This is a genomic window from Leptolyngbya sp. FACHB-711 (assembly GCF_014695615.1).
Classification (GTDB): Bacteria; Cyanobacteriota; Cyanobacteriia; order Elainellales; family Elainellaceae; genus Leptolyngbya_A.
Map to the genome: position 1 here is coordinate 1 of NZ_JACJOR010000460.1, position 14783 is coordinate 14783.

13 protein-coding genes are annotated in these 14783 nt (G+C 50.4%); 4 read left to right on the top strand and 9 right to left on the bottom strand.

The features are described 5' to 3' along the window. The first annotated feature begins 238 nt into the window (after positions 1–238). Positions 239–1360 carry a glycosyltransferase gene (locus H6F80_RS20995; protein WP_190793473.1) on the top strand — a complete coding sequence of 374 codons (1122 nt, stop codon included), beginning with the start codon at positions 239–241 and terminating at the stop codon, positions 1358–1360. A gap of 111 nt (positions 1361–1471) precedes the next feature. On the opposite strand, the gene H6F80_RS21000 is transcribed toward H6F80_RS20995, so the two are convergent. From H6F80_RS21000 to H6F80_RS30010, 4 genes are read right to left on the bottom strand one after another with little or no spacing between them, the layout of a single operon-like run. Further along, on the bottom strand, positions 1472–1867 hold the full coding sequence (locus H6F80_RS21000) for a RidA family protein (RefSeq protein WP_190793474.1): 396 nt from the start codon (positions 1865–1867) through the stop codon (positions 1472–1474). Between the two features lie 6 nt (positions 1868–1873). Beyond that, positions 1874–2974, bottom strand: a complete 1101-nt coding sequence (locus tag H6F80_RS21005) for an ABC transporter ATP-binding protein (protein WP_190793475.1) — start codon at positions 2972–2974, stop codon at positions 1874–1876. Positions 2975–3014: 40 nt separating this feature from the next. Then, entirely contained in the window at positions 3015–3818 is an 804-nt protein-coding gene (locus H6F80_RS21010) for an ABC transporter permease (RefSeq protein ID WP_190793476.1), read from the bottom strand. Further along, positions 3815–4678 carry an ABC transporter permease subunit gene (locus H6F80_RS30010; RefSeq protein WP_199296723.1) on the bottom strand — a complete coding sequence of 288 codons (864 nt, stop codon included), beginning with the start codon at positions 4676–4678 and terminating at the stop codon, positions 3815–3817. Before H6F80_RS30010 ends, H6F80_RS21010 begins: the two co-directional genes overlap by 4 nt. Positions 4679–5197: 519 nt before the next feature. Here H6F80_RS30010 and H6F80_RS21020 point away from each other — a divergent pair. Both H6F80_RS21020 and H6F80_RS21025 read left to right on the top strand, forming a co-directional pair. Continuing rightward, a complete protein-coding gene (locus H6F80_RS21020) occupies positions 5198–5650 on the top strand; it encodes a cupin domain-containing protein (protein ID WP_190793477.1) in 453 nt (150 codons plus the stop codon). A gap of 44 nt (positions 5651–5694) precedes the next feature. Continuing rightward, entirely contained in the window at positions 5695–5910 is a 216-nt protein-coding gene (locus H6F80_RS21025) for a hypothetical protein (protein WP_190793478.1), read from the top strand. Positions 5911–6213: 303 nt separating this feature from the next. On the opposite strand, the gene H6F80_RS21030 is transcribed toward H6F80_RS21025, so the two are convergent. From H6F80_RS21030 to H6F80_RS21040, 3 genes are all read right to left on the bottom strand, one after another. Beyond that, positions 6214–7269 (bottom strand): ABC transporter substrate-binding protein, encoded by a 1056-nt coding sequence (locus H6F80_RS21030; protein ID WP_190793479.1) that lies wholly within the window; start codon positions 7267–7269, stop codon positions 6214–6216. Positions 7270–7439: 170 nt separating this feature from the next. Then, positions 7440–8912 carry an aminobutyraldehyde dehydrogenase gene (locus H6F80_RS21035; protein WP_190793480.1) on the bottom strand — a complete coding sequence of 491 codons (1473 nt, stop codon included), beginning with the start codon at positions 8910–8912 and terminating at the stop codon, positions 7440–7442. An 805-nt stretch (positions 8913–9717) separates the two neighbouring features. Then, a complete protein-coding gene (locus H6F80_RS21040) occupies positions 9718–9897 on the bottom strand; it encodes a YqaE/Pmp3 family membrane protein (protein ID WP_190793481.1) in 180 nt (59 codons plus the stop codon). A gap of 193 nt (positions 9898–10090) precedes the next feature. Between H6F80_RS21040 and H6F80_RS21045 the strand changes: the two genes are divergently transcribed. Continuing rightward, positions 10091–11749 carry an ABC1 kinase family protein gene (locus H6F80_RS21045; protein ID WP_190793482.1) on the top strand — a complete coding sequence of 553 codons (1659 nt, stop codon included), beginning with the start codon at positions 10091–10093 and terminating at the stop codon, positions 11747–11749. Between the two features lie 69 nt (positions 11750–11818). Here the strand turns inward: H6F80_RS21045 and H6F80_RS21050 are convergent, their stop codons facing one another. Continuing rightward, on the bottom strand, positions 11819–13009 hold the full coding sequence (locus H6F80_RS21050; protein WP_190793483.1) for an MFS transporter: 1191 nt from the start codon (positions 13007–13009) through the stop codon (positions 11819–11821). 209 nt (positions 13010–13218) lie between these two features. Further along, positions 13219–14783, bottom strand: a 1565-nt coding sequence (locus tag H6F80_RS21055; protein ID WP_206755102.1) for a GAF domain-containing sensor histidine kinase, incomplete at its 5' end; no start/stop codon positions are given.

Below are 14783 nucleotides of genomic sequence, written 5' to 3' on the forward strand. Positions count from 1 at the left end.
TACTTTCCAGAGCCACATTACAAAGTTATTGTGCCGCTTCTTGAGAGAGGTTGCTTCTTCCTGGAAGGGTAGATCTCAGCACAGCCACCGTCGCTCATACCACGATTTATCAGTGAAACCAGTTTGGCAATTGGTTATAGATTGCTGGCAGACTTTTACGTCTTAGCGCGTATTCCAAAGCCTCCCTACTCCTGCCAGGTTTCAGCCATTTTTCGTTCCTTTCCTCATCAGAAGCAGTATGAAAGCAATCGTTATCGGCAGCACAGATATCAAGACGGACTCGATTCCGTTCTCCCAGCTCTTTCCGTTCTTTGATAATCGGCAATGTCTGCGTCGCGAACTGGGCTTTGAGTTTAAGCATGTTGATGCGCGTTCTCTAAAAGAGATTGAAGCGGCAAGCCTGCAAACCGCCGATGCGTATTTCGTGCGCCCCTGCTGGCGAGAGAATCCGAGCGATGTCACCCTGGTGATGGAGAAGTTTCGCGATCGTCAACCCAATGCGCTGATTGTCTTTATCGACCCGTTCGATCAAACCAGCAGCCGCTTTTTCGGCGTTTTGCCTTATGTCGATCGCTTCCTGAAGTATCAGCGACTCAAGGATGTCAGCCAATATCTGAACCCGCTGAAGGGGGGGACGGTCCTCACCGATTATTTAGTGAATGAGCTGGGATACGACATTAAGGATTGGTCTGTCCAATCTGAAGTTCCGGCAGGTTATGAATCCCGAATCGAAACGGGCTGGTTCGTGACCCTGACCAAGCGGTTCCAGGAAGCACTGTTCCATAAGCCAATGTTCTGGAACCAGGGCAGTAAAAAGAGCATCGATGTCGTTTGTCACGTGTCCTACGGGCCAAGAAACAACCTGGAATGGTATGGTCAGCACCGGATGCTGGGTGTCGAAGCGCTCAAGCGAATGGCTTCTGACTATACGCTCTCGGTGAGCGGCGAATTTTCGGGTGAGCAAACCATCTCATCCCGGCAATATCTGCACGATCTGAAGCGGAGTCGCATTGCGTTTAGCCCGTTTGGCTGGGGAGAAATTACCTGGCGCGACTATGAAGCAGCCTGCCACGGATGCCTGCTGATCAAGCCTCTGGTCGATCACATTGATGTTGAACCCAATATCTTTATCCCTGGCAAAACCTATGTTCCGGTGCGGTGGGACTTTGCAGATCTCGAAGAAAAGTGCCGCTACTATCTGGCAAATCCTGACGAGGCAGAGCAGATTGCTCACAATGCCCGCGAAGCGTATAGAGCCTACTTCACCGAGAACAAGTTCGTTCACAAGATAGAGGGTTTGATCCGCACTGCTGCCCCTTTAGCACCACTTGAAGCTGAAACGATACTCGCAGCCGCTTAGTTCTGTCGCGATCGCCGTATCTAAAACCGCAGATCACAACTATAGGAGTGAAAAGATGTGGGGGCATGATTCTCAGGAGTTTTGCCCCTGCTTTCTTATTGCTTCTGCACTCTAGAATCTACGAGCGGTCAGTTTACGAGCAGTCACTTCAATTTCGATCTTCATGCGCGGGTCGGCAAGTCCGGCAACAAACATGGTGGACGCAGGACGCACATTTTCAAAATACCGCCGAAACACACTCCAACAAGGCTCAAAGTCAGCGCGATCTGGCAGAATGTAGCGAACCCGCACCACATCTTGCAGCGTACATCCTGCTTCAATCAGGGCAGCATTGATATTTTGAAAACACTGCTCGGCTTGTTCAACCACATTGTCAGAAATGGTCATCGTTTGATAATCAAATCCAGTTGTCCCAGAAACAAAAACCCAACCTCCATCCACAACTGCTCTGGAATACGCGACTTCCCGCTCAAACGATGAACCCGAAGAAATTAGCTGACGGCTCATTTGCGTTTAATGCTCCTTTTGAACGACCACACAATTTTCTGAATTCCAGGAAAGCGTTAGCGTTTCATCCGATCGATCGCCTCCGCTATAAAGTTCTGTCACCATCAGCATTCCCAAATCAGTCTTCGCTTGAATCTGCAACGATTGACCAATATAGGTAATTGATTCGATCGTTCCCCTCACCCGGTTATCAGCAGAAGCATTTTGATTGATCTGAATTCGTTCTGGACGAATCATCAGCGTCACTGTTTGATTAATCTGGATATTTTGATCAGCGAAGCGGTCACGGGGTAGGCTTGCTTTGAGCAACTGACCGTTAACTTCGACGATCGCCATTCCTTCATCCACCTGCTGTACTGTTCCCGTGAGAAAATTCGCTTTGCCGATAAACTGCGCCACAAACAGCGAAGCCGGACGATTATAAATTTCCTTTGGTGTCCCGATCTGTTCGACTTTGCCCCGGTGCATCACGGCAATGCGATCGGATAAAGCCAGAGCCTCTTCCTGGTCGTGCGTTACATAGATAAAGGTGAGATTGAGCCGACGCTGAAGCTCTCTTAGCTCTTGCCGCACTTCTTCTCGAATTTTGGCATCCAGCGCAGAAAGCGGTTCGTCCAACAACAATACTTTCGGACGGCTGATTAATGCCCGCGCCAACGCCACCCGCTGCTGCTGACCCCCCGAAAGCTGAGACGGTTTTCGATCGCCCAATTCCTGAATCTGAAACATTTTCAGCGACGCTTCTACCTGGGGCGCAATCTCAGCACGGGGCAGTTTGGCGATCGTTAGCGGATAGGCAATATTTTCGGCAACGGTCATGTGCGGAAACAGGGCATAGTTTTGAAACACCGTATGCACATTGCGGCGATAGGGCGGCAGCGTCGTCACGGGTTCTCCGCTAATGTACACCTGTCCATATTCCGGGATTTCAAACCCACCGATCATTCGCAGCGTCGTCGTTTTCCCGGAACCGCTCGACCCTAGCAGCGAATAAAACTCTCCCGGCTGCACGTCGATCGTTACATCCTGCACTGCATAAACTTCACCCTTTGCTGATGGGTAAATCTTGCTGACCGACTCCAGGTAAACGACGCTTTTCGCCTTCATGTTTTTCTCCTGACTTCTCCCTATCTTAATTCGCCGCAGGTTAGTCCGCGGGGGAGGTTCGCTGGCTCAGCAGCACCAGTACCCCACTTCCCAGCAAAATCAGCGTCGCGATCGCCGCAATTTCCGGCGTAATATCGGTTCGCAGTCTGCCCCAAATCTCCATCGGCAGCGTATTATCTTGTCCGGTGAGGAAGATTGTCACAATTACCTCATCAAACGACAGCGTAAACGCCAGCAGCGCACCCGCCACGATCGCACTGCGAATGTAGGGAAACACAATGTCAATAAACACCCGCCCCGGCAGTGCCCCCAAATCATAAGCAGCTTCCTCCAGACTGTGGGGAAACTGACTTAATCGCGTCACGATCGGACCAAAGGCAACAGGCAGCCCAAACACCACATGACCCAGAATCACCGTCAAGAGCGATAGCTCAAACCCTAGGTCTGACAGGTACGCCAGCATTGCCACTCCGGTCACAATTCCCGGCAGCAAAATCGGCAAATTGAGCGCGATCCGAAAGGCATTTCTGCCAAAAAACTGATACCGATATACTGCAAACGCCGCCAGCAAGCCCAAAACCGTTGCCAGAATCGTCGCCGTCGCTGCCACCTTGATCGAATTGATCAGCGCGACCTGCAAAGCCGTGTCTCGAAGTGCAGTCTGATACCAGTTCAGCGTAAATCCTTTGAAGGGCAGCGACAAAATGCGCGATCGGTTAAAACTCATTAGCACCAGGACGGCGATCGGCAAATACAAAAACACAAACACCAGCACTGTCCAAATGCCTAGCAACCAGGGTTTTGGTTGAGACCGAGGCAATTCCCGTACAGCTTGTTTGTTCATAAACTTGCCCCTTTGCGAAGGGCGATCGTCAGCCCACTAAACACAATGGTCATCACCACCAGCGCAAACGCTGCACCCAGAGGCCAGTTATACGCTACGCCAAACTGCGATGCAATCAGGTTGCCCAGCATAATCCCGTTCGGACTGCCAACTAGACTCGGCGTAATAAAATCGCCCATGGTCAGCGAAAACACATTGATCGACCCTGCCAGGACGCCCGGTGTGACCAGCGGCAGAATAATCCGTCGAAACGTCGTCCAGGGGTTTGCATTCAGATCTGCCGAAGCTTCCAGCAGCGAATTGGGCAACCGCTCAAACGCAGTCACGATCGGCAAAATCATAAACGGCAGCCACACATGGGCAAACGTCAGCAGCGTCGAAAACCGGTTGTAGAGAAACAGCGAACTCGGCTCGTGTAAAATGCCCAGCGACAGCAGCGCCGTATTCAAAACACCGTTATAGCCCAGAATAATCTTCCAGGCAAAGACGCGCACCAAATAGCTCGACCACAGCGGCAAAATCACCAGCATCGTTAGCAGCCCGCGATAGCGTCCGCCGTGCTTTGCAATGAAGTATCCCATTGGCAGCGCGATCACCGCATCTATCAGCGTCACCCCCAGCGCAGTCAGCACCGTTCGCAAAATTACCGTGCGGTAGGCAGCGTTTGTGGCGATCGTCTGAAAATTTTTCAAACTCAGCGTCTTGACAATCTCAAACGATTCCAGCTGCCAGACACTATAAATCAGCAGCAATCCGAGCGGAATAAAATACAGCAGCGACATCCACAGCAGGGGCGGCAGCAAAGATGCATATAGCCCAGTTTGATCAGAACGAGGCGATCGAGCAGGAATAACAGTCACAGAAGTTTGAGCAAGAATTTGAGCAGAAGTTTGAGTAAGAATTTGAAGAATTTGGGTGAACTAAAGCAAAGATAAAACAGAGACTTTAGCTCGCCTATTTCCTCATCCTAGCTTGCCCCCGAATACGGCATTTACAAAGTTCGATTGTGTCGCAAAAACTAACCAATCGTTAAGTTAGACAAGCTCCGTTGTGTCTTTTTGCCCTCCGATGTCTACTTCCTCTGTGTTTAGCAGAATTGCCTTAATAGAATAACCTCAACAGCATAGCCATCTCGCAAAAATTCTTGTAAAGTTCCCTGCAAAATTTGTTCTGCTTTGCCAGCCTGCCTAGCTTCTTCAGGCACAACACAACCTGAACAAATCCATCCATCGTGTCATACAGTACGGTCTAAAAAGGCTACCCAATTGGGTGAATTGCAACCGGAATACGCAGCCTACTATGTAACCAATCGAACAAGCTGTTCGGTTCGACCGATGAATCAACAACGAGTAAACCATTTGTTTTTTTGGAGAAGCACTATGACGACTGCAGTACAGCACGCTAAACCTAAACTCCTTGCATCTGGTGAAGGGGATATGCATACTATGCTGACTCACACACTCGTATGGAAGCTAACTGGAAATGATACGAATGGTCAGTACGCTATGTTTGAGATGATCGATGCGGCGCATGGAGAACCACCACTCCATAGCCATCCTTGGGAGGAAACGTTTTACATCCTGGAAGGCGAACTCGAAGTCACCTTAGGTAGTCGTAAGCATGTTGTTACAGCAGGTGCAGTGACCCACATTCCTACAAATGCTGTGCATACCTTTAAGGTGCTTTCCCCGATCGCTCGTGTTCTGATCATCGTTTCACCTGCTGCCGCTGCCGAATTCTATCAAGAAGTTGGTGCAAGAATTACTAGCTTTCCACCTGATCGAACTGTTTTAGAGGAAATCTTTACTAAGTACGATTTGCAGCTTTGGTAACCCATTAAGGAACTCATACTGAAGTCGTTCGGAGAATTACGATTTTGACGACAGAAGCCCGAGGGGATATTCAACCCTTCATTGCCCTTAAACAAGGATTGAAACAGGCTGGATATCCTGGATATCAAGTTAAAATCGCCACCCATGACACGTTTCAAGAAATGGTGCAACTGCTAGTCACCCAGGCAATCGCTGATTCTGGGGCAGTTTGTCAGGACAGTGATGCAATCATCCTTACAGCTATAGCAGTTTGGGGGTAGGACATCGCTGAAGCATTAGGAAGGGTATGTCAAATCGTTTGTGTCAGGGTGCAGGAAGCTAGATTGGCAAGCGATCGCCCAACTCAGTCGCAAAACTCAGTCGCAAAATGGTTGAGAGCAGGTTTCCAATCCCGAATTAGCATCATCCATTTCTTTGTCCATTTCTTTGCAATGTTGTGACTTGCCAGGATACCTGTAACGAAAAGCAAAAGCCTAAAAAATTCCTCTGCCTCATCCATTGGGAAAGAACAGAGGAATTTGAAGTTTTTTGAAGCTTGTAGCAGGGTCAGATTCGGCTAAACGTTAGGAACGAACCTCATTCCACACCTGCACCCACTGGTCATAGTTCGGCACACTCTGCCACATCTTGATCTGTCTATGCAGCGACAAATCATCCATAAATAAAGCGTGAGCACGGTCTTTGCCGATCGCCTCAGCCCCTAACTCGGTCGCGCCCGAATATCCGGTCACATCCATCACACCTTTTTGCCCCTCGCCGCTGAGGATAAAATCAACCCATTCATAAGCTGCATCTTCGTGGCGCGAATTCTTAGAAATCATCCAGGAATCTGTCCATCCGGTCAGTTTGCCTTCCGGACTCACCGTTCCAGCCGGAAACCCTTCAGAGCTGAGCTGCGTATAAGTGAGGGGCCAAGCATGGGCAATCACCACCTCTCCCGACTGAAACAGATTCGCCAGTTCCCCCGCCGTCGTCCAGAACTTTCGCACCTGGGGACGCAGTTCCAGCAGCTTCGCCTTCACTTCCGCCAGATCCTGCTCGCTCAGATGATAGGGATCGGGCTTGCCCAACCACAGCGCAACATCGGCGATCGTCATCGGGTTATCCGGCAGCGAGATTTTCCCGGCATACTGCGGGTCAAACAGCACATCCCAGCTCTTCGGCTCCGAGCTAACCTTCTCCTTGTTGTAAACCATGACATTCGGACCCCAGGCAAACGTTACGCCATAGGGTGTGCCATCAAACGTATTCCAGTTGCCGCCGCGAAACGACGAGAATACTGAATCGTAGTTTTTCAATTTACTGGGGTCGATCGGCTGCACTAAACCTGCCCGATACAGCCGCTCCGTAATATCACCCGACGCCGAGATAATGTCATAATTGCGACCTTTTCCGGTACGAAACTTGGCAAACATCTCGTCGCTCGATCCAGCATAGGTCGCCTTCACAGCACAGCCCGTTTGCTGCTCAAAAGTCTGAGCAAAAGACGAATCGGTGTAACCTTCCCAAACGATCGCTGATAAAGTGCAATTTTCTGCCTGAGCAGCAGGCACGCTTAAGACGATCGCTAAAAAACTGAGAACTCCGGTTAAAAGGAGTGCCTTGAAGCGGTACAACATAAACCTTTCTCCTGATCGAAATCGAAACCTTGCAGCCCTCAACTCTTCAATACCAGAAGGCTTCCAATTGATTCAAAGCCCCCAACATTAGAGGATTTAGGGGGCGATATAGCCCCTAGAACACGGCTCAACCACTCTCCCAAAACTCAACCTTCAGAATCAACGGCAAATTAGCCATCAAACACCACCGAGTGCCATGCCTTCTTCTGATCGCCCGTAATATCAAACATGACGTGCTTAACGATCGTGTATTCCTCCAGCGCATAGTACGACATATCCTTACCCATGCCGCTTTGCTTAAAGCCACCGTGTGGTAGCTCGCTGGCGATCGGCAGGTGATCGTTCACCCAAACCGTGCCAAACTCTAGGACTGCCGTGACCCGCATCGCTCGCTGCACATTCGTCGTCCATACACTGGCTGCCAGTCCGTAGGGAATATCGTTGGCTAGCTCGATCGCTTCGGCTTCATCGGTGAATCGATTCACCACAATTACCGGACCAAAGATTTCTTCCTGCACACAGTTTGCCGCCTGAGGCGCGTCCACCAGAATTGTTGGCGGATAAAAGTAGCCTTCTCCTTCGGGCAGCGTGCCACCCGTTGCCACCTTAATTCCCTGCTGACGCGCTTCTTCCACGAACCCATGCACTTTAAGTCGCTGAGTTTCACTGGTGAGCGGACCAATATCCGTATCCTCAGCAAAGGGCTGACCAAACTTAATTTGCTGCGTTAGCTCGGTCAGGCGGCTCAAAAACTGATCAAATACCTCATTTTGCACATAGATTCGGGTTGCTGCCGTACAGTCCTGTCCCGTATTCATAAACGCTGCCGGAATCGCACCTCTTGCAGCCGCTTCAATATCCGCATCGCTAAACACCACAAAGGGAGCCTTGCCGCCCAGCTCCAGCGTGACGCGCTTCACCATTGAACTCGCCAGCTCTGCAATGCGCTTTCCGGTTCGGGTACTGCCCGTAAAGCTAATCATGCGCGTGTCAGGGTGGATACAAATCGCTTCTCCGACTTCGGCTGCGCCCGTCACCACGTTGATCAGTCCGGCGGGCAAGCCAGCATCCAGCGCGATTTTAGCCAGCTCGATCGTCGTAATAGGAGTGTTGGGAGCAGGTTTAATCACGGCTGCATTTCCCGCTGCCAGTGCCGGAGCCAGCTTCCAGATCGCCATCATAAACGGGTAGTTCCACGGCGTAATCGCGCCCACAACCCCAATCGGCTCTCGCCGGATAAAGCTGGTAAATCCGCCTACATACTCACCTCCGGCAACGCCTTCTTGCCGCCGCACCACTGAAGCAAAATAGCGCAGATTGTCGATCGCAAATGGGATATCGCCGCCCAGTGTGAGTTTTAGAGGTTTGCCCGCATTCTGGCTTTCCAATCTTGCTAATTCGTCTGTTTTTGCTTCCAGCGCATCAGCAAATTTCAATAAAGCAACGCTTCGCTCTCCCCAAGAACGAGCTGCCCACTCTTTCTGGGCCACTTTTGCCGCTTTCACTGCGCGATCGACATCGGCAACTGTTCCCCAAGCCACTGATGCAAACGGCTTTCCCGATGCCGGATCAATCAAATCTTCACTGCCCGTCGTGATAAAGTCACTCCCAATCACCATTGGGTAATGCGTTAACTTTTCCATAACATCACCTGAAGTTTAAAAAGTTCAAGAATTAACACAACGCTCTTTGACTCTAGATCATTGCCGAACGTTTGACAGAAGACGATAACACTTATCACAGCTTGTACAGGTGTTGCTAGATACTCCTTTCAACTCATTACACCCAGGCAGACTTTCTTTACAAACGGACATCTAAACGAGTGGCTTCAATTTGTTTTGAGAGAGAACGCAAGCTCAAGCGATCGTCCTCTGCATCCCCCAATTCATTCTCCGTTGATTACAGTCGACCACTCATTTGACAACTGATTTCACAGCCAAACAGATAAACCAATCACAACAATTTTTATTGTTTTTAAGATCAACTTTCGCTTCAATCTGCGTCACTCTAAAGAACGCCAGAACACAAGATTTTTTTATAAATAGCAGCTAACTGAATGAATTTCAGACGGAGCGGGAGATAGGAGGATGTTTAAAAAGCCATCATCGTGACCCAAACCACCCCTCTAACGGGCCAATTCTGGAAGGGGAAACGAACGGCTCGGAGGAATATCCAAAGTCCCTCAAAGCTGGGGGATTTAGGGGACGATGCAGCACTTTTGGTTCCTTTAAAGCAACCTTGAAGAAAAAATGGAGCGATTCTGCCAGCAGCGAGAGTGGGCAGCTGAAAAAGAGATGCTGAACTGAGAACGCATCCTTATCCCTTTGCCCAAGCCCAACTGCCGATCGCCCAACTGCAACAGGTTATGCAGAACGCTAGCGGTTTAATGAATTGATAGAAACTGGCAGCGGATCAACAAAGATTCAGTGAGCCAATCCGTTCGTGAATCTAGTAAATCGCTCTACCGCGATCGTGTTTTGCAATAATCCAGATGGCATGAATAATGCCCGGAATGTAGCCCAGCAGCGTGAGCAGCAGGTTAATCCAAAACGCGCTGCCAATCCCAACCGTCAGGAACACGCCCAGAGGCGGCAGAAAAATCGCGCAAATAATGCGAATCAAGTTCATCTCTTCCTCCAGAGGTTTGATTAAAACAGAACTATTTTCCATCCTAGATAGAGATTTGCAGTTTAGCAGGGCAAGCTCTCAAACGCGAGTGTCTTTTGCTGAGCTGAGCGGGCTGCGCTATCGTGAAGAAGTGTAACTGCTCGATCGATTTGCTCTTTATCTGTTATTCGGCCAAAGTTACCTGCTTAAAGCTATGACCGCAATCCTGCCTTCTGGCATTCGTGAGCGCGAAATTATCGAAGTCTTTATCCGGCACGGATGGGACTATATGCGCCAGGTTCTCACACTGGGCAAGGGCGGCGAACCTGAGATTCCAGCTCCTGAAGTTTTGTGCAATATTCTGACCGATCTGGGCCCGGTTTACGTCAAGCTGGGACAGTTGCTCAGCACGCGCCCCGATCTGCTCTCGCCCCGCTACATTGAGGCGTTGAGCCAGCTCCAGTCCAATGTGCCGCCCGTCCCCTGGGATGACATTGAGATCGTGCTGCGCCAGTCGCTTCCCCAGCCGTTTGAGGAGCTGTTTGAGTCGGTGAGCTTTAATGCGATCGCCGCCGGATCGATCGCCCAGACTCACAAAGCCATACTCAAGAACGGACAGCCCGTTGCGATTAAGCTTCAGCGTCCTGGTATTGAAGCCGTCGTTGCGCGAGATATTGCCGTATTTCGGCGAATTGCGGCACTGCTCTCGACCACTGACTTTGGCAAACGCTACAACATCACCGACCTGGCAGACGAGTTTAGTAAATCGCTGCAAAATGAACTCGACTTTACCCAGGAAGCCACCTACACTGACGATCTGCGCCGCAACCTGTCGAAAAGCCGCTGGTTTGACCCCGATAAAATTGTCGTTCCCAAGGTCTACCATGAGCTGACCAGCAAAAGAATTCTGGTGCTGGAATGGCTGGATGGCGTACCCATTTTGCAGGCAAAGCTAAAAGGCATTGGCTTTAACGGCGACCCAGAAGCAGAACGCCGCGCCTTTACGACAACAGTTTTTCGGGCATTTTTGCAGCAGTATCTTGTAGACGGCTTTTTTCACGCTGATCCCCACCCTGGCAATCTGTTTTACCTGGAAGATGGCAGAGCCGGAATTCTGGACTGCGGCATGATGGGCAACCTCAATCCCAGAATGCAGTCGCTCATGGTGGAGCTGGTGCTAGCAATTATGGATCTCGACCCCGAGCGCTGTGCCCAGATTTCGCTTCAGCTTGCCGACCGGATGGATCAAACCCAACCGATTAACCTGGCGAAACTTCAGCAAGACTACGATCGCCTCCTGCGCCAATACTACAGTCTCAGCCTGGAAAACCTGAACGTGGGCGAAGCGTTTGGGCAAATTCTGGAAGCAGCCCGGATCAACAACTTGCGCTGGCCCAGCAACGTAGGACTTTTAACCAAGTCGATCGCCAACTTAGAAGGCTCAGGACGCAAGTTCGATTCAAACATCAACCTGATGGCAGAAGTCCGTCCGCTCATGAGTGACCTGTTTCGCCGCCAGTTGGTCGGCAACGACCCCCTACAGTCTGCTCTGCGAACCGCGCTGGAATTCAAGCAGTTGTCTCTCGACTCGCCGCGCCAGGTTGCCTTCCTGCTGAATCGTCTCACCTCCGAAACGCTCAAGCTCAATCTCTCAATTCAGGATCTCAATGCCTTGCGCCGCACGATCGCTGAATCTGCCAATCGCCGCTCGTTTAGTACCGTAGTGGGTTCGCTGATCATCGGAGCCGCGATCGTCGCCAGTGGACAACAAACACCCCAGCTTCAGTTGCTCAGCAACATCTTCTTTGCGGCTGCCAGCCTGCTGGGCTTGTGGCTGATCGTGACGATTATGCGATCGGGCAGATTTGAGTAAGGTGACGCTAGTTATATTACTCGACTGGATTTAATAAAAGAATTAAACCGCCCGCCGCACCCTTCCTGATTATTGGTGTTCAGCGGTTTGACGAGCGGTATGGTTGGCGAGCCAGCGATGCAGGATCATCATGACGATCGCCAGTGGCACCATCAGCATCGGAATGATTTCCAAATTGATTTTGTCTGCCAACCAGCCAACTACGGTGGGAATACTCACCGCTCCAACACTGCCCACGCTCGTTAAAAAGCCGATCGCCGCTGGAACCAGCGCAGATGGAACTCGACGGGGCATCAGCCAAATTGTGGCTGGGAAAATAGCAGCCAGCGCGAACCCAATCAGCGGCAAACTCCAGAGCTGGCCAGGCAAGAGCCACCAAATCAGCAGACCGACGGTGAGCAAGGCGAGAGACGCATCAATGAGCCGAATTGCGCCAATGTGTCTTATCAGTTGCCCCATTGTTAATCGTCCCAGCGTCAGTCCAAACCAGTAGGCGGTGATGCTATATCCTGCGATCGCAACGGATGTACCGCGACTGAGGGTTTGCACCGTAAAAGCCCAATTTCCTACAGAGACTTCCGTACCCACATAGACAAGCAACAGCAGCCCTGCGACTAACACAGTCGGTTCTTTTAATGCCAGATGCAGATTGGTTCTCGCGCTTTGATCAGAAGGCAGAGCGGATGAATCCATAAACGAATGACGCTGGGAAACGACCCACACCATGCCAATGGCTAACAGCAGCACCATTCCAGCAAACACCCAATACGCCGATCGCCAACTCACTCCCTGCGTTAGCAAAATTGTCGCAATCGCCGGACCTGAAAGTGCTCCAATGCCATAAAACGCATGAAGCAATCCCATCAGATTGCCGCTGTCCTGTTTATCGGCAATGAACGTGTTAATGCCTGCGTCAATCAGCCCAATGCCCAATCCTAGCAGCGTTCCGGTGAATACCATGACCCACCAATAGGGCGTTGAAGCATAAATGCACAGCGCGGTGGTTACACTCACGGCTGCCAGCAAAATCATTCGAGCCAGCCCGATGCGGTGACTCAATAAACTGCTGGTAAGGGCTGCCACCACATAACCGCTAATTTGACTAAAAAACAGGGCGGTTACGGTTGCTGTCGTTAGGTTGTAGGTGTTTAGAATCGAGGGCAGCAGCACGCCCAAACCACCTTCTGCGATCGCGATCGCAATAAAGGCATAAAACGCTAGTCCAACACCAATCCAACCAGGAGGAGCGTTGCGCTTCATGATGGTTCCCTCAGACTCCGCACGTTAATCGATTGCCCAGGGAGGACTGCTTTGCACCGCATTTCTGCTCACCAAGCTGCTACCACCTCTAGGTCGCTGTCTTTATTCACGATGCGATCATAAATTGCAACGCTCATTCAATCAGCCCTCAGTAGAAATAGATCAGGCATTGCCCAATGTCACTTCCACAGGTAAGCGGGCGGTTCAGGTCAGGGTGCTGCTGCTTGCCTGACAGGAAGCTTTACGACAAATTCTGTTCCCTTGCCCGGCTGAGACTGGCAAAGTAAATGTCCCTGGTGCTTCTTCACAATCTGGTAGCTAATGGATAGCCCCAATCCCGTGCCTTGCCCAACGGGTTTAGTGGTGAAAAAGGGATCAAATAATTTGGCTTCAGCCCGCTCTGGAATTCCTCGTCCGTTATCTTTGATCGACACTGCAACCCAATCCTGATCAATACAGCTGGTTGAGATCGTAATTACAGATGATGCATCCCTTTCGATCGCAGCAGCTTGTAATTCGTCGATCGCATTACTGATCAAATTCATAAACACCTGATTAAGCTGTCCGGCGTAGCATTCTATAGGGGGGAGTTTACCATAGTGTTTCTCAAGGCGAATCGCAGTTCCCGAAGTTGCTGGCTTCAAGCGGTGCTGCAAAATCAGCAGTGTACTTTCCAATCCCTCCTGCAAATCAACCAATTTGACTTCAGATTCGTCTAAACGCGAGAAATTTCGCAAGGACAAAACGATGCTGCGAATTCGATCTACCCCAATTCGCATCGATGCACAAAGCTTGGGAACATCCGCTTGAATGTAGCTGAGGTCGCTTTCCTGAAGCTGTTCGCGCAGAGCGGGCATCGGATCAGGATAGTGGTGTTGATAAGACTGGAGGAGTTCGAGTAGGGTTTGAGTATATTCCTGAAGCGGTGCTAAATTGCCGTAAATGAAATTGATCGGATTATTGACTTCATGAGCAATGCCCGCCACGAGTTGTCCCAGGCTCGACATCTTCTCGCTTTGAATTAATTGAGTTTGAGTTTGTTTAAGTTCTTCTAACGTATTTGCAAGCTGTTTTGATTGATTCCGAATTTCGGATAAATATTCTGCCTGCTGAAGCGCGACTCCGAGCTGCAAACCAATTTGCTGCATTAGCGCAATATCCAGATCTTCCCAATTGCGCGGACCTGAGTTTTGGTAAGCGGCGAGTAATCCCCACAGTTTCTCACTCTGGACGATCGGCACAATTACATAGGCTCTTGCCTGATAAAACTCCAGCACCTCCAGGTAGCAGGGTGAAAAACCTGCTTCATAAACATCTTTGACCACTCGTTGAGTTGACCCCTGCCCATAGTGCCCGCCCTGCGTATCTTGCAGATAGGTATCTACCGAGCGACAACCCAATTTTTTCACAGTGCAATCGCTGATATTGTCGCGTGATGCTGAGTTGTCGAGCTGCTTTTCTAGCAGAGCATCCCAACCCTTTGCAACCGATTCCGCCACAAACTCCCCGCTCCAATCCGCCTCGAACCGATAGATCACCACGCGATCGGTGTTTAGCAGATGTTGCACTGCTTCGGTTGTGGTTCTAAAAATCGTTTCAATATCCAGTGAGTCGCGGATTTTTGCCACAATTTGAACAAACATGGTCTGCCGTTCGACCAGCCGCTCTAGCTCGGTATTTGATCGTTCTAACTGCTCCGATCGGTGTTTCACTTCTTGAGTGCGTTCCTCGACCTGCCGCTCTAAGCTGGCATTCAAACCTTGCACCTGCTGAT